The organism is Exiguobacterium sp. KKBO11 (assembly GCF_001644945.1).
In the GTDB taxonomy this organism is placed as follows: Bacteria; Bacillota; Bacilli; order Exiguobacteriales; family Exiguobacteriaceae; genus Exiguobacterium_A; species Exiguobacterium_A abrahamii.
Genome location: NZ_LUCU01000022.1, coordinates 503,835 through 518,453, shown reverse-complemented (window position 1 = coordinate 518,453; position 14,619 = coordinate 503,835). Strand labels below are relative to the sequence as shown.

Here is a 14,619-nt window from a genome sequence, read left to right as displayed (position 1 = left end):
CTTAAAATGGTCGAAACAAACGTAGAATCACGCTTCAGCATCTTTGAAACAATGGAGATGGAAGATTACGAACAAGTCGTTTTTTGCCACGATAAAGTATCAGGACTAAAAGCAATCATCGCGATTCATGACACGACACTCGGACCGGCACTCGGTGGACTTCGCATGTGGAACTATGCATCAGACGAAGAGGCATTGATTGATGCGCTTCGTTTATCAAAAGGGATGACATATAAGAACGCAGCCGCTGGATTAAACCTTGGTGGTGGTAAAGCGGTCATCATCGGCGATGCGAAGACACAAAAGTCAGAAGCACTCTTCCGGGCATTCGGACGTTACGTCCAGTCACTGAACGGTCGTTACATCACAGCAGAAGATGTCAATACGACAGTTGCAGACATGGATTACATCCACATGGAGACAGATTTCGTTACTGGTGTCAGCCCAGCATTCGGATCAAGTGGTAACCCATCACCGGTTACGGCATACGGTGTCTATCGTGGGATGAAAGCAGCGGCAAAAGAAGTGTACGGAACAGATTCACTTGGTGGAAAAACGATTGCGATCCAAGGTGTCGGTAACGTTGCCTTCAATCTATGCCGTCATTTACATGAAGAAGGGGCGAAACTGATCGTCACGGACATCAACCAAGAAGCACTTCAACGTGCAGAAGAAGCATTCGGTGCCTTGATCGTCGCACCAGAAGACATCTACAGTGTCGAAGCGGATATCTTTGCGCCATGTGCCCTCGGTGCGACATTAAACGACGAGACGATTCCCCAATTGAAAGTCAAGATCATCGCTGGTGCGGCAAATAACCAACTCAAAGAAGATCGTCACGGTGACATGCTTGAAGAACGCGATATTTTATACGTACCAGACTTCGTCATCAATGCCGGTGGTGTCATCAACGTTGCCGATGAACTCGACGGATACAACCGTGATCGTGCTATGAAAAAAGTTGAACTTGTCTATGATGCGGTCACGAAAGTGTTCGAAATCGCAAAACGCGATCATTTACCGACATACCGTGCGGCTGAGAAAATGGCAGAAGAGCGCATTGCTACGATGCGTAGTGCCCGCAGCCAGTTCCTGCGTCGTGATAAAAACATTCTAGGATCACGCGGCTGATCAGAGGAGGATATCCATGAGCGAACGTATTTTAACGATCAATCCCGGTTCGACGTCGACGAAGATTGGTATCTTCGAAGGGACGAATCAGGTGTTCACGAAGACGTTACGCCATCCAGCGGAGGCGGTCGGAGGACCGCTTCCAGCGCAGCTGGAGATGCGTCGTCATGTGTTACTCGAAGTGTTAGCTGAAGAACAGATTGATTTGAAAGCGCTTACTGCAATCGTAGGACGCGGTGGGTTACTCCGACCGCTCGTCAGCGGTACGTACGCCGTTAACCGGGAAATGCGAGAAGACTTACTCAGCGGTATTTTTGGCGTCCATGCCTCGAACCTCGGTGGACTCCTCGCGGATGAGATTGCTCGGACACTCGATATCCCATCGTTCATCGTTGATCCAGTCGTCGTTGACGAACTTGAGCCGATTGCGCGAATTACAGGCTTACCTGAACTTGAACGAAAGAGTATTTTCCATGCCTTGAATCAAAAAGCTGTCGCGAAGCGGTACGCGAAGGAAATCGGACGTCCCTATGAGGAACTACGTCTGATCATCGCACACATGGGCGGCGGCATTACGGTCGGTGCGCACCAAGAGGGGCGTGTCATCGATGTCAACAACGGACTCGATGGAGAAGGACCGTTTTCGCCGGAACGAAGCGGATCGCTACCTGTTGGTCAACTAGTAGAACTATGTTATAGTACCAAGTATAAACTTGAAGAGATGAAGCGTCTGGTCGTTGGGTCAGGCGGACTTGTCGCGCACTTGGGAACGTTTGACGCGATCGAGATCGAGCACCGGATTGAGGAAGGCGACGAAAAAGCGGCGTTGTTATATGACGCGATGGCGTACCGGATCGCAAAAGAAATCGCTGGTCAAAGTGCCGTCTTGTTCGGTCAGATCGACGCGATCATCCTAACAGGCGGACTTGCCTATAGTGATCGATTGACGCGTGCGATCGAAGAACGCATCGCCCACCTCGGTCAAGTCGTACGTAGTCCTGGTGAAGATGAGTTGCAGGCGCTCGCAGAAGGAGTGTTGCGTGTCTTACGTGGGGAAGAAGAAGTTAAGGAATATGGAGGCGAACCAACATGGCTAGAGAATTCGACGTCGTTGTCCTAGGTGGTGGACCCGGTGGATATGTCGCCGCGATTCGTGCGGCACAAGCCGGGAAGTCGGTAGCAATCGTGGAACAAGGAAAATTAGGCGGGACATGCTTACATCGTGGCTGTATCCCATCTAAAGCCTTTTTGAAATCAGCAGCAGTCTATCAGACGGTCAAACACGCTGCTACATATGGCGTGGACGTACCGGAATCGTTTTTACGATTCGAACAGGTCAAACAACGGAAACAAGAGATCGTAGATGGATTAGAGGCAGGCATTCAGCATCTGATGAAAAAAGGAAAGATTGAAGTCTTTCATGGTCGGGGTTCGATTCTTGGACCAAGTATCTTTTCACCGATGCCGGGAACGATCAGCGTTGAGCCGGAAGAAGGCGAAGGCGAGTTGATCCTTCCGCGTCAATTGATCGTCGCGACAGGGTCGCGTCCACGTCCATTGAACGGACTCGCTTTTGATTCAGAGTATGTCCTCAGCTCGGATGATGCACTCGATATGGCAGATTTGCCAAAGTCGATCGTCATCATCGGTGGCGGCGTCATCGGTGTCGAATGGGCATCGATGTTGACGGATTTTGACGTCGCAGTAACGGTCGTCGAATTCAGCGACCGGATTTTACCGACGGAAGATGCGGCAGTCAGTCGTGAAGTCGCCCGTCAATTGAAAAAGCGGGGCGTCAAGATTCATACCGGCGCAGCTGCACAAAGTGACACGTTCCGGATGTCAGAAGACGGTGTCTCGATCGCGATCGACCGTAATGGAGAACAAACGACGCTTGAAGCGGATAAATTGCTTGTCGCAATCGGTCGAATGGCGAATGTCGAAGGCATTGGGATTGAAAACACGAATATCGTCGTCGAAAATGGCTTCATCCAAGTAGATGACCATTTCCGGACGAAGGATCAACATATCTATGCGATCGGGGATGTCATCGGTCGCTTACAACTGGCGCACGTCGCGTCAGCAGAAGGTGTCAAAGCGGTCGAGGCGATCGTCCATGGAACTACGACACCACTTGAATATGCGTTCGTGCCACGTTGTATCTACAGCGTACCGGAAGCGGCATCGGTCGGTTTGACGGAAGACGAAGCGAAACGTGCCGGAATGGACGTTAAGGTCGGAAGCTTCTCGTTCAACGGATTAGGGAAAGCGCGGATCGAAGGAGAGGCGGCAGGCTTCATCAAGCTCGTCTCCGATGCGAAGACAGATGATCTTGTCGGCGTTCACATCGTCGGACCAAAAGCAACGGAACTGATCAGTGAAGGTGGATTAGCGCTCGTACTCAATGCAACGGCATGGGAAGTCGGACAGCTCGTGCATCCGCACCCGGCCTTGTCAGAAGCATTCGGTGAAGCAGCACTTGCAGTCGACGGACTCGCGGTTCACGCCTAAGGAGGAATTACGGATGGAAAAAATAGAATTCAAAGAATTAGTAGAACTCGGATTAACGGAACAGGACGCGATTCAGATGTTCGAAACGATGGTCCGTGCGCGGAAGATCGACGAACGGATGTGGAAGTTGAACCGAGCGGGTAAAATTCCCTTCCTCGTCTCATGTCAAGGACAAGAAGCGGCTCAAGTCGGTGCAGCGTTCGCCCTTGAAAAAGGAACGGACTACATTTTGCCGTATTACCGTGATTTAGGCGTCGTCTTACACTTCGGTCAAACGTCACGCGATATCATGCTGTCGGCATTCGCAAAGGCAGAAGATCCGAACTCAGGTGGTCGTCAAATGCCAGGACACTACGGTTCACGTGCCTTGAACATCGTCACGGGTTCAAGTCCGGTCACGACACAAGTCCCACATGCTGTCGGGATCGCACTTGCTGCGAAGATGCGTAAGGAACCACTCGTTGCTTACGTCTCGTTCGGAGAGGGCTCTTCAAACCAAGGAGACTTCCATGAAGGGGCGAACTTCGCCGGAATTCATAAACTCCCGGTCATCTTGTTCTGTGAAAACAATAAATACGCGATTTCGACACCTCTCTCGAAACAGCTGTCGGCGAAACACGTCGCTGATCGGGCAATCGGCTACGGAATGCCTGGCTATACGGTAGACGGCATCGATCCACTCGCTGTCTATAAGGTCGTTAAGGAAGCACGCGAGCGCGGATTACGGGGAGAAGGTCCGACCTTGATCGAAGTTGAAGTCGAACGTCTCGTGCCACACTCATCGGATGATGACGATAAATCGTACCGTTCTGCGGAAGAACTCGATGCCTTAAAAGCACGTGACGGGATCAAACTCTTCCGGGCGCGTCTGATTGAAATGGGCGTCCTGACGGAAGAATCAGCGACTGAAATCGAACAAGCGATGGAGAAAGAAGTCGACGAAGCAACGGCTTATGCGGAAGCAGCAGCTTACGATGCGCCAGAAAATGCATTACGTTACGTGTACGACGAGGAGGAAACGAAATGACGACGTTAAGTTTAATCGAAGCGATCAATAGTGCAATCAAAGAAGAGATGGAACGCGACGAGTCCGTCTTCATCCTCGGCGAAGACGTCGGTGTCCGTGGTGGTGTTTTCCGGGCAACCCAAGGATTGCTCGAACAATTCGGAGAAGAACGTGTCATCGATGCACCACTCGCTGAAAGTGCGATTGCCGGTGTCGGAATCGGAGCTGCGATGTACGGCATGCGTCCGATTGCTGAAATGCAATTCGCTGACTTCATCATGCCAGCGGTCAACCAAATCGTCAGTGAAGCAGCGAAGATTCGGTACCGTTCGAACAATGACTGGACGTGTCCGATCGTCATCCGCGCACCGTTCGGCGGCGGAATTCACGGAGCACTTTACCATTCTCAGTCGGTCGAGGCGATGTTCAACTCGACGCCTGGTCTGAAGATCGTCATCCCGTCTAATCCATATGACGCAAAAGGATTGCTAAAGGCAGCGATTCGTTCGAATGATCCGGTCTTGTTCTTTGAGCATAAACGTGGTTATCGCCTGTTGAAAGGGGATGTTCCGGAAGGCGATTATACCGTTGAAATCGGTAAAGCAGACGTAAAACGTGAGGGAGAAGACGTGACGATCATCACCTACGGTCTGTGTGTCCATATGGCACTCGAAGCGGCAACGCGCCTTGAAAAAGACGGAATCGATGTCCACATCCTTGACTTGCGGACGGTGTATCCAATCGACCGCGAAGCAGTCGTCGAAGCGGCGAAAAAGACGGGGAAAGTCCTGCTCGTTACGGAAGATAATAAAGAAGGTAGCGTCATGAGTGAAGTGTCGGCAATCATTGCAGAAGAAGCATTGTTTGATCTCGATGCACCAATCGAACGACTCTGTGGTCCAGACGTACCAGCCATGCCATACGCTCCGACAATGGAGAAGTTCTTCAACATCTCGAGTGAGAAAATCGAAGATAAAATCCGGACGTTGCACGCATACTAAGGAGGAACTGATCGATGAAGACTGAAACACTTACGATGCCACAACTCGGAGAAAGCGTCACAGAAGGGACGATTTCGATGTGGCTCGTCAAACCGGGCGATACTGTCAAAAAATACGATCCGATTGCAGAAGTCATTACCGATAAGGTAACGGCAGAAGTCCCATCTTCATTTGATGGTGTGATTGAAAAACTGCTTGCAGAAGAAGGGGATACGTTGCAAGTCGGTGACGCGATTGTCACGATGCAAGTCAGTGGTGGGTCAACGGAAGTCGCTGCGACCGAACAAGAAGTACCGGCTGTCGAAGAAACGACGTCGTCTGATACATCGATGAAAAAACGCTATTCACCAGCTGTCTTGAAACTATCGGGAGAACACGGCATTGATCTCGAACAAGTGACGGGTACTGGAGCTGGCGGACGGATTACACGGAAAGACCTCTTGAAACTGATCGAGTCTGGATCGATCCCGACACCACAAGCAACTGAACCAAAACCGGAAGCGCAAGCGGCTCCGGTAGCGCCTCCGGCAGAAGCACCACCTGCACCAAAACGTCCGGTCAGTGCACCACAACCGACGGAAACGGGCGACATCGAGATTCCGACTGCCGGTGTGCGTCAAGCGATCGCTTCGAACATGGTACGTGCGAAACACGAAGCGCCACATGCCTGGTTGATGATCGAAGTCGATGTCACGAACTTGGTCGAAGCACGTAATCGTCATAAAGATGCGTTCTTCAAACAAGAAGGGGTCAAATTGACGTTCTTGCCGTTCTTCATGAAGGCGACGGTCGAAGGATTGAAGAAACATCCGATCATGAACTCGACATGGGCGGGAGATAAGATCATTCAAAAGAAAGCGATCAACCTATCACTTGCTGTCGCGACGCAAGACGCTCTGTTCGTACCGGTCGTCAAGAATGCGGATGAACTAAGCATCAAAGGTATCGCACGCGCGATCGATGACTTCGGGAAACGCGCACAAGCAGGTACGTTGTCGTCTGCTGAGATGCAGGGCGGTACGTTTACGGTCAACAACACAGGATCATTCGGTTCGATTCAATCGGCACCGATCCTCAACTTCCCGCAGGCGGCAATTCTATCCGTTGAATCGATCGTCAAACGTCCAGTTTGGGTGAACGGCATGTTTGCAGCACGCGACATGGTCAACCTCTGTATGTCGATCGACCACCGGGTGCTCGACGGACTCGTTGCCGGACAGTTCCTACAAACTGTCAAACAAGCGCTCGAATCGATTGATCCGAACCAACTTTCCCTATATTGAGTTTTTCCAGTTGACAGGGAAGAAGAAGCATCGTAATATAAGAATCAATTCAACACACGATAGCAAAGACGAAGAGAAGTAACTTGTGAAACGATTCAAGAGAGCTGATGGGTGGTGCGAATCAGTATCGGGCAACAAGCGAATGGCCTTCTGAGCTTCAGACCGAATCCCTTCAATGGGTAGTAGGCTCTGACGGGTTCCTCCCGTTATCGGGGTCGACGAATCAGGACAACGGTCCGGTTCGTTTCAAAGGGGACGGTGTCAGCATCGTCAACGAAGGTGGTACCGCGGGTCTTCCCGTCCTTCATGTTCTACATGAATGGGCGAGAAGACCCTTTTCGTATACAATCGAATCGAACAAATCGTAGAGTGAGTTAAGTAGCGAGACAACATCGGCGTTTCAGAGAGCGGAAGAATGGTGCGACTTCCGTACGGCGAGGTTTCGTGAATGGTCTCATGAGAGCGTGGCTGAACGAAGAAGTAGGTCGCGACGGATGCCCCCGTTATCGTAGGCTATGATGTCTCTTATTAAGACGCATCAGACAAAGTGGGAACGGTCAAACCGTTCCAATCGAGAGGTGGCACCGCGAGATAATCGTCCTCCATGCAGCATACGCTGTGTGGGGGACTTTTTTATATTCCAGGAGGCGAACAGGGATGGTTCAGACAGACACACTTATCATCGAACAACTTGAACTAAACGGCGACGAGATGACGCCGATCATGATTTTTCAACAACTGAGCGGAACACAGAAATGTTTGCTTGAAAGTTCTGCGCATACGGATCAAGGACGGTATTCGATCATCGGTGTTGATCCGGTGGAGATGATTCGCGCAGAGGGACGGACCGTGACGCGGGAACAGTTGACGACAGGTCGATTGACGCAGGAAACGGGTGATCCAGTACGACTGATGCAACAGATGATCCTCCGGGGTGGCGTCGAAGAAGACCTTCCGTTTTTAGCGGGTGGGATCGGATATGTCGGTTACGACATGATGCGCGCCTATGAAACGCTTGGTGATATTCCAGAGCGAACGAGACAACTACCGGACGCGCTACTCGCTGTATACGACCAAATCATCCTGTTCGATCATCTCGAACATCGTGTTCATTTGATTCAGACGTCGCTCGGTGGCATCACTGATCGTGATGAATTACGTCAACGTTTAGCAGAACGAAAAGCACAACTTGAGCAACCACGGGAGCGAACGGATATCGAGCGTCCTCTCCGGGATGTCGTCTATGAACCGTTGATGGATCAAGAGACGTTTGAAGGACTCGTCGAACAAGCAAAGAAACATATCCGCCAAGGCGACGTCTTCCAACTCGTTCTCTCACAACGCCTCGATGCGACATTCTCAGGTGACCCGTTCCAGTTTTACCGGAAGCTCCGCAAGGACAATCCAAGCCCTTATCTCTTCTATATCGACTTAGGCGAAGCGATCGTACTCGGGGCCTCCCCGGAAAGTTTGGTCCAAGTCAAAGGGAATCGAGTGACGACGAATCCGATTGCCGGCACACGCCGCCGGGGGAAGACGAAAGAAGAGGACGAACGACTGGCAGAGGAGTTGCTTCACGATGAGAAGGAACGAGCCGAGCACCGGATGCTTGTCGATCTCGGACGCAACGACCTCGGTCGGATTTGTCAGATTGGTACCGTCGAGGTGACGCGATTCATGCAAATCGAGCGCTTCAAGAACGTCATGCACCTCGTTTCTGTCGTTGAAGGCACGTTAGCAGACGGAAAGACCGGAGCAGACGCACTCGTCTCTTGTCTACCAGCTGGGACGGTCACGGGAGCTCCGAAAATTCGAGCGATGCAGCTGATTGACCAGTACGAACAGGTGAAACGAGAAGTATATGCCGGGGCGGTCGGCTATTTCGATGTTCGAGGGAATATGGATTTTGCCCTCGCGATCCGGACGATGGTGATCAAGGATGGTGTCGCTTCTGTTCAAGCAGGAGCTGGCATCGTCTACGACTCGATTCCACGCCTTGAGTACCAGGAGACGTTACACAAAGCGAAATCACTACTGGAGGTTTGGAAATGATCGTCCTAATTGATAATTATGATTCTTTTACCTATAACCTATACCAATACGCATCCGTTTATTCGGACGTTCACGTCATTCGAAACGATGCGGTCAGCATCGAAGAACTACGCGAGATGAAACCAGACGGCATCATCCTCTCACCCGGTCCCGGTCGCCCGGCTGACGCTGGTATCTGCATCGATCTCATTCGTCAATTATCGGGTCGAGTACCGATTCTCGGTGTCTGTCTCGGACATCAGGCAATCGGCGAAGCATTCGGAGGACGCGTCGTCGAAGCACCAGTCATCATGCACGGGAAGACATCGATGATTCGACAATCGGGACAACTCTTCGACGAAATGACGGAAACGTTAGAGGTCATGCGCTATCATTCGCTGATCGTCGCTCGCAACGACTTACCGACGGAGCTCGTCATCACAGCAGAAACGGATGACCGGACGATCATGGCACTCGAGCACCGGACGCATCCGACGTTCGGAATCCAGTTCCATCCTGAATCTGTCGGAACACCACAAGGACAGCAGATGATTAAACGATTCATTGAATTGACAAAGGAGTGACGAACGATGAAAGAGACGTTATTGAAATTAGCAGAAGCAAAACATTTACGATATGAAGAGATGCAACAGGCAGCACGCGAACTATTTGCGGAAGACGTGACCGATAGCGAAATTGCCGCTTTTCTCGTCGCATTGAAAGCAAAAGGGGAGACTGCAGAAGAATTAGCCGGTCTCGCTTCAATCATGCGCGAGGTCGCCCTCGACATTCCGGTCACCGGCGATTTCATGGATAACTGCGGCACTGGAGGCGACGGCTCACAATCGTTCAACATCAGTACGACAGCCGCCTTCGTTCTGGCAGGTGCCGGCATGAAAGTCGCGAAGCACGGGAATCGGAGTGTCTCGAGTAAAACGGGCAGCGCTGATGTGCTCGAAGCACTCGGGGTTTCGCTCGATGCGACACCGGAACGTTTAGCAGAACAGCTCGAGTCGAACGGAATCGCCTTCTTGTTTGCGCAACGGATGCACCCACGCGTCAAGCAAATCATGAAGGTCCGACGCGATCTGCGGATTCCAACGATCTTTAACTTGATCGGGCCGTTGACGAATCCGGTCCCGCTCAAGACACAACTATTAGGAATTTACCGGGAGGATATGCTCGAGACGATGGCGTTGACATTACACCGACTCGGGCGGAAGCGGGCAATCGTCTTGCACGGTGCGAATGGAATGGATGAAGCGTCCCTTGCCGGAACGAACCAACTTGTCTTACTCGACGAAGGTGAGCTGATCCGCTTCAGTCTTCATCCGGAGGAAGTCGGACTGAAGACCGCACCGCTTGAAGCGATCCGTGGAGGTAGTGCACAAGAGAATGCGACGATTTTATTGCAAGTCCTTGGTGGTGAGCATGGCGCTTATCGCGACACGGTCCTACTCAATGCCGGAATTGCCCTCTTTGCAGCAAATCGAGCGAAGACGATCGAAGAAGGGATTGCCTTAGCAGCAGATAGCATCGATTCAGGACGGGCGATGGAACGATTGAATCAATTACGACAAATGACACGGGAGGAAGCAATCGGATGAATATCTTAGATCGCATCATCGAAACGAAACGAGCAGAAGTCCTGCAATTAAAATTAACTGGTGTCGAACGGATTGATCGGGAGGCATTGAAGCCGTCGATTAAGCAACGACTAGCAGGAGCGGATTTATCCGTCATCTCGGAAATCAAACGAGCTTCGCCATCAAAAGGTGACATCGCACTCGAAGTCGACGTCATCGCTCAGGCCAAACAATATGAAGCGAGTGGGGCGACTGTCATCTCTGTCTTGACGGACGAGACGTACTTCAAAGGATCGATGGACGATTTAGCGGCAGTCGCTGCAGCAGTCGACATCCCGGTGCTTTGTAAGGATTTCATGATTGATCGGATTCAAATTGACCGGGCAAAAGCACATGGGGCACGGTTGATTCTCTTGATCGTCGCCGCTCTCGAGCAGGAGACGCTTGCTGACTTGTATGCATATGCTTACGCGGAAGGACTTGAGGTCTTAGTCGAAGTCCATGACGAAGAGGAGTTACGCCGGGCAGAGGCGATCGGTGCACAAATCATTGGCATCAACAATCGGAACTTGAAAAAGTTCGAAGTCGATTTACAGACATCGGTCGGATTACTCGAACAAAAACAACCGGACGTCCGGTATATCAGTGAGAGTGGCATCAAGACGGTCGAGGAAGCACAGCGATTACACGCTGCCGGTGCAGACGGTATCCTCGTCGGCGAGACGTTGATGCGAGCAGACGATCCGCAAGTCTTCATCCGAGAAGTAAGTGGCGTTCGCGTATGACACGGATTAAGTTCTGTGGTCTCCGGGAAGGAGAACATGTCGAAGTGGCAGTTCGCTTAGCAGACTACATCGGCTTTATCTTTGCTAAAAGTAAACGACAGGTCACGCTAGAAGAGGCGGCGCGTCTCAGACGCGACATTCCAAAAACGGTCCAGGTCGTCGGTGTCTTCGTCTCCCCGACCTATCAGCAGGTGACCGACGCCGTCGAACAGGTAGAACTGGATCTCGTCCAAATTCATGGTGTCATTCCGGACGGAGAGATACCAGTTCCCGTCATTCAAGCGATTCCCGTGACGGACATCGCAGAAATAGAGCAACAGACGGAGTATTTGCTCGTCGACGCACCGGTTGCTGGAAGTGGCGAGACATTCGACTGGTCACGAGACATTCAAGCCGATCGTCCACTATTCATTGCCGGTGGCTTGACAGCAGGAAACGTCGGAGAAGCAATCAAACGATATCACCCGTTCGCCGTCGATGTCTCAAGTGGCATCGAGACGGATGGACGGAAAGATCCCATCAAAATGCAGGCATTCGCAGATGCCGTAAAGGAGAGAGAAGCATGAGCTACGCACAACCGGATACACTCGGACAATACGGTAAATACGGAGGGCGCTACATCCCGGAAACATTGATGCACGCGGTGATCGAACTCGAAGAAGCTTACGCAACCGTAAAAGAAGATCCAGCGTTTCAAGCGCGGATGGACGAATTATTGAAAGAATACGTCGGACGTGAAACACCACTTTATTTTGCCGAACATTTGACGCAAACGATCGGTGGCGCAAAGATCTACTTGAAACGAGAAGACTTGAACCATACCGGTGCCCATAAAATCAACAATACGATCGGTCAAGCGTTATTGGCTGAACGGATGGGGAAACGAAAAATTGTTGCTGAGACAGGGGCAGGACAACACGGTGTCGCGACAGCGACGGTCTGTGCCTTACTCGATCTCGAATGTGTCATCTTCATGGGAGAAGAGGACGTGCGTCGTCAAGAATTGAACGTCTTCCGGATGGAGTTACTTGGAGCAACCGTCATCCCAGTCACACAAGGCAGTCGGACACTCAAAGATGCCGTCAATGAAGCACTCCGCTACTGGGTCAAACATGTCGAAGACACGCATTACTTGATGGGTTCTGTTCTCGGACCACACCCATTCCCGCAACTCGTCCGTGATTTCCAAGCGGTCATCGGAAAAGAGACACGACGCCAAATCATCGAAAAAGAGGGGCGTCTACCAGAGGCGATCGTCGCTTGTGTCGGCGGTGGGAGTAATGCGATCGGGATGTTCCACCCGTTCATCGATGATACAGATGTAAAATTGTATGGCATTGAAGCGGCGGGCAGCGGAATCGACACAGAGAAACACGCAGCGACGATGACAAAAGGAGAGGTCGGTGTCTTGCATGGCTCGATGATGTATCTCTTACAGGATGCACACGGTCAAGTACAGGAAGCACACTCGATCTCAGCTGGACTCGATTACCCGGGCGTCGGACCGGAGCATAGCTTGCTAAAAGATATCGGTCGCGTCCAATATGAAGCGGTGACCGATGAACAAGCACTGGAAGCACTCCAGTTGTTGAGCCGCAAGGAGGGAATCATCCCGGCACTTGAGTCGGCACACGCGATTGCCTACGCGACTCAACTCGCGGCAGAGATGGACAAGGAAGAGATTCTCGTCATCTGCTTATCAGGACGGGGCGATAAAGACGTCGTCACTGTCAGAAACGCACTAAAGGGGGAAGCGTGATGCGATTAGAAACAGCCATTCGTACCGTTACGAGCAAAGGGGAGAAAGCCTTCATTCCGTACGTCATGGGGGGAGACGGAGGGATTGATCAACTCCCGGAAATCCTGTCGTTTCTCGCTGAATCCGGAGCGACAGCGATTGAAGTCGGTGTTCCGTTTTCGGATCCTGTCGCTGACGGTCCAGTCATTCAAGAAGCGGGACTTCGCGCACTAGAAGCGAACGTTGGACTGAAGGATGTCCTCGAGGCAGTTCGCGTTGCTCGTCAGACCGTCGATGTTCCTGTCGTCTTGATGACGTACTTAAATCCGATTTTCCGCTACGGATTAACGGCGTTTCTAGCGACATGTCGCGAAGTCGGGGTCGACGGACTGATTATTCCTGATTTGCCGCTTGAGCAGAGCGAACAGTTCTTCGAGCAAGAGGACAAATCGGACATCGCGCTCGTCCAGCTCGTCTCCTTGACGAGTCCGATGGAGCGGATTCAAAAGATTGCCGATAAAAGTGAAGGATTCCTCTATGCGGTCACGGTCAACGGAACGACAGGTGGACAGACGACGTTTGATACGGCGCTTGAAGACCACTTAGCGAACGTCGCAGCAAACAGTCCAGTACCTGTACTTGCCGGGTTCGGGATCAGTACACCGGAACACGTCAAACAATTGAGCCGCCCAGTCTCGGGGGTCATCGTCGGCAGTAAAATCGTCGATTTACTGCACCAGAACGATCGAGAAACAATTCAACAGTTGATGGCAGCACGTCTTGCGGCGACGCCGTCGCATTAATAAAAAGGACCTGACTCAAAGGACAGTCTCTACAAAGATAAGGGTGGCAGAATGATGATCTGCCACCCTTATCTCGTAACAAAAAGAATGACGCGTCACACACCACTCTTACAGGATCAGGCGCATTTATGCGCTTTAGAGACGAACAAGACCCGCTTTCCTGCTTAAATGAAGCAGGGAAGCGGGCTTGTGTCTCGCCTGAGGAAAGGGCGTGAAAAGACGCGTCATTCTTTTTTTGAGTCAGCCCCTTTTTCGTATAGATGTCACTGTTGAACGAGCGACTTCTGCAAGTTGGTATACAGCGGTTCAAATCCAAGTTCCTCATAAAACGTGGCGGCACGGTCGTTGACCGCCCAAACGTTTAAGCGAACAGCATCGACCTTTCGCTCGAGTGCGAGTTCTTCTGCAGCCTGCATTAACTGGCGACCAATTCCGAATGAACGATGGGATGAGGTGACACCGACGTCGGTGATGTTCAAGATCCGGACTGGTGTAAATCGATCGGATGCTGGCGCAGTCCACTTGCCGAACAAGTAACCAACGAGTGTTTCTCCGTCAAGCGCTGTCAGACAGAGTTGTTGTTCTGCTTCCACCATCTGACTTAAAGACTCCAGCGTGTACGGTGTCGTTACATCTGGATGAAAGTGAGGCGATAATCGTTGATGGTGCAAGAACGTCTCTGCCGTCAAGGAAAGCAGGGCAGGAAGGTCTGAAATACGGCTCGTGCGGATCATCAAGCAATCA

14 protein-coding genes and 2 other annotated features are annotated in these 14,619 nt (G+C 51.5%); of the genes, 13 read left to right on the top strand and 1 reads right to left on the bottom strand.

The genetic code is table 11. The annotated features are described in order from the left end of the window. The first annotated feature begins 6 nt into the window (after positions 1-6). The 13 genes from AYO36_RS09670 (at position 7) to trpA (ending at position 13,875) form a co-directional block, all read left to right on the top strand. On the top strand, positions 7-1,131 hold the full coding sequence (locus tag AYO36_RS09670; protein WP_023467593.1) for a Leu/Phe/Val dehydrogenase: 1,125 nt from the start codon (positions 7-9) through the stop codon (positions 1,129-1,131). A 16-nt stretch (positions 1,132-1,147) separates the two neighbouring features. Beyond that, positions 1,148-2,251, top strand: a complete 1,104-nt coding sequence (gene buk, locus AYO36_RS09665) for a butyrate kinase (protein ID WP_064300280.1) — start codon at positions 1,148-1,150, stop codon at positions 2,249-2,251. Continuing rightward, positions 2,221-3,642, top strand: a complete 1,422-nt coding sequence (gene lpdA / locus AYO36_RS09660; RefSeq protein ID WP_023467594.1) for a dihydrolipoyl dehydrogenase — start codon at positions 2,221-2,223, stop codon at positions 3,640-3,642. The genes buk and lpdA overlap by 31 nt, the downstream gene beginning before the upstream one ends. Before the next feature lie 13 nt (positions 3,643-3,655). Continuing rightward, positions 3,656-4,669, top strand: a complete 1,014-nt coding sequence (locus AYO36_RS09655) for a thiamine pyrophosphate-dependent dehydrogenase E1 component subunit alpha (RefSeq protein ID WP_023467595.1) — start codon at positions 3,656-3,658, stop codon at positions 4,667-4,669. Beyond that, complete coding sequence (locus AYO36_RS09650) at positions 4,666-5,649, top strand: alpha-ketoacid dehydrogenase subunit beta (protein ID WP_023467596.1); 984 nt, start codon at positions 4,666-4,668, stop codon at positions 5,647-5,649. Before AYO36_RS09655 ends, AYO36_RS09650 begins: the two co-directional genes overlap by 4 nt. Before the next feature lie 14 nt (positions 5,650-5,663). Beyond that, on the top strand, positions 5,664-6,932 hold the full coding sequence (locus tag AYO36_RS09645; protein WP_035398284.1) for a dihydrolipoamide acetyltransferase family protein: 1,269 nt from the start codon (positions 5,664-5,666) through the stop codon (positions 6,930-6,932). 56 nt (positions 6,933-6,988) lie between these two features. Beyond that, positions 6,989-7,240, top strand: a binding site (T-box leader). Between the two features lie 48 nt (positions 7,241-7,288). Further along, positions 7,289-7,538, top strand: a binding site (T-box leader). Positions 7,539-7,589: 51 nt separating this feature from the next. After that, a complete protein-coding gene (gene trpE, locus AYO36_RS09635; protein WP_064300279.1) occupies positions 7,590-8,984 on the top strand; it encodes an anthranilate synthase component I in 1,395 nt (464 codons plus the stop codon). Further along, positions 8,981-9,547 carry an anthranilate synthase component II gene (locus AYO36_RS17025; RefSeq protein WP_064300278.1) on the top strand — a complete coding sequence of 189 codons (567 nt, stop codon included), beginning with the start codon at positions 8,981-8,983 and terminating at the stop codon, positions 9,545-9,547. Before trpE ends, AYO36_RS17025 begins: the two co-directional genes overlap by 4 nt. A gap of 6 nt (positions 9,548-9,553) precedes the next feature. Continuing rightward, positions 9,554-10,570 (top strand): anthranilate phosphoribosyltransferase, encoded by a 1,017-nt coding sequence (trpD, locus tag AYO36_RS17020; protein WP_035409058.1) that lies wholly within the window; start codon positions 9,554-9,556, stop codon positions 10,568-10,570. After that, positions 10,567-11,334 (top strand): indole-3-glycerol phosphate synthase TrpC, encoded by a 768-nt coding sequence (gene trpC / locus AYO36_RS09620; protein WP_064300277.1) that lies wholly within the window; start codon positions 10,567-10,569, stop codon positions 11,332-11,334. Before trpD ends, trpC begins: the two co-directional genes overlap by 4 nt. Further along, a complete protein-coding gene (locus tag AYO36_RS09615; protein WP_064300276.1) occupies positions 11,331-11,900 on the top strand; it encodes a phosphoribosylanthranilate isomerase in 570 nt (189 codons plus the stop codon). Before trpC ends, AYO36_RS09615 begins: the two co-directional genes overlap by 4 nt. Next, complete coding sequence (trpB, locus tag AYO36_RS09610; RefSeq protein WP_023467602.1) at positions 11,897-13,093, top strand: tryptophan synthase subunit beta; 1,197 nt, start codon at positions 11,897-11,899, stop codon at positions 13,091-13,093. The genes AYO36_RS09615 and trpB overlap by 4 nt, the downstream gene beginning before the upstream one ends. Further along, positions 13,093-13,875, top strand: coding sequence for a tryptophan synthase subunit alpha (trpA, locus tag AYO36_RS09605; protein WP_047390833.1), 783 nt, complete (start codon positions 13,093-13,095; stop codon positions 13,873-13,875). The genes trpB and trpA overlap by 1 nt, the downstream gene beginning before the upstream one ends. 263 nt (positions 13,876-14,138) lie before the next feature. On the opposite strand, the gene AYO36_RS09600 is transcribed toward trpA, so the two are convergent. Then, positions 14,139-14,609, bottom strand: coding sequence for a GNAT family N-acetyltransferase (locus AYO36_RS09600; RefSeq protein WP_064300275.1), 471 nt, complete (start codon positions 14,607-14,609; stop codon positions 14,139-14,141). Positions 14,610-14,619 lie beyond the last annotated feature (10 nt).

What these genes read in the sequence shown, in the direction of transcription:
- AYO36_RS09670 (WP_023467593.1), top strand. Translation starts at nt 7, where the DNA reads ATGGTCGAAACAAACGTAGAATCACGCTTCAGCATCTTTGAAACAATG.
- buk (WP_064300280.1), top strand. Translation starts at nt 1,148, where the DNA reads ATGAGCGAACGTATTTTAACGATCAATCCCGGTTCGACGTCGACGAAG.
- lpdA (WP_023467594.1), top strand. Translation starts at nt 2,221, where the DNA reads ATGGCTAGAGAATTCGACGTCGTTGTCCTAGGTGGTGGACCCGGTGGA.
- AYO36_RS09655 (WP_023467595.1), top strand. Translation starts at nt 3,656, where the DNA reads ATGGAAAAAATAGAATTCAAAGAATTAGTAGAACTCGGATTAACGGAA.
- AYO36_RS09650 (WP_023467596.1), top strand. Translation starts at nt 4,666, where the DNA reads ATGACGACGTTAAGTTTAATCGAAGCGATCAATAGTGCAATCAAAGAA.
- AYO36_RS09645 (WP_035398284.1), top strand. Translation starts at nt 5,664, where the DNA reads ATGAAGACTGAAACACTTACGATGCCACAACTCGGAGAAAGCGTCACA.
- trpE (WP_064300279.1), top strand. Translation starts at nt 7,590, where the DNA reads ATGGTTCAGACAGACACACTTATCATCGAACAACTTGAACTAAACGGC.
- AYO36_RS17025 (WP_064300278.1), top strand. Translation starts at nt 8,981, where the DNA reads ATGATCGTCCTAATTGATAATTATGATTCTTTTACCTATAACCTATAC.
- trpD (WP_035409058.1), top strand. Translation starts at nt 9,554, where the DNA reads ATGAAAGAGACGTTATTGAAATTAGCAGAAGCAAAACATTTACGATAT.
- trpC (WP_064300277.1), top strand. Translation starts at nt 10,567, where the DNA reads ATGAATATCTTAGATCGCATCATCGAAACGAAACGAGCAGAAGTCCTG.
- AYO36_RS09615 (WP_064300276.1), top strand. Translation starts at nt 11,331, where the DNA reads ATGACACGGATTAAGTTCTGTGGTCTCCGGGAAGGAGAACATGTCGAA.
- trpB (WP_023467602.1), top strand. Translation starts at nt 11,897, where the DNA reads ATGAGCTACGCACAACCGGATACACTCGGACAATACGGTAAATACGGA.
- trpA (WP_047390833.1), top strand. Translation starts at nt 13,093, where the DNA reads ATGCGATTAGAAACAGCCATTCGTACCGTTACGAGCAAAGGGGAGAAA.
- AYO36_RS09600 (WP_064300275.1), bottom strand. Translation starts at nt 14,609, where the DNA reads ATGATCCGCACGAGCCGTATTTCAGACCTTCCTGCCCTGCTTTCCTTG.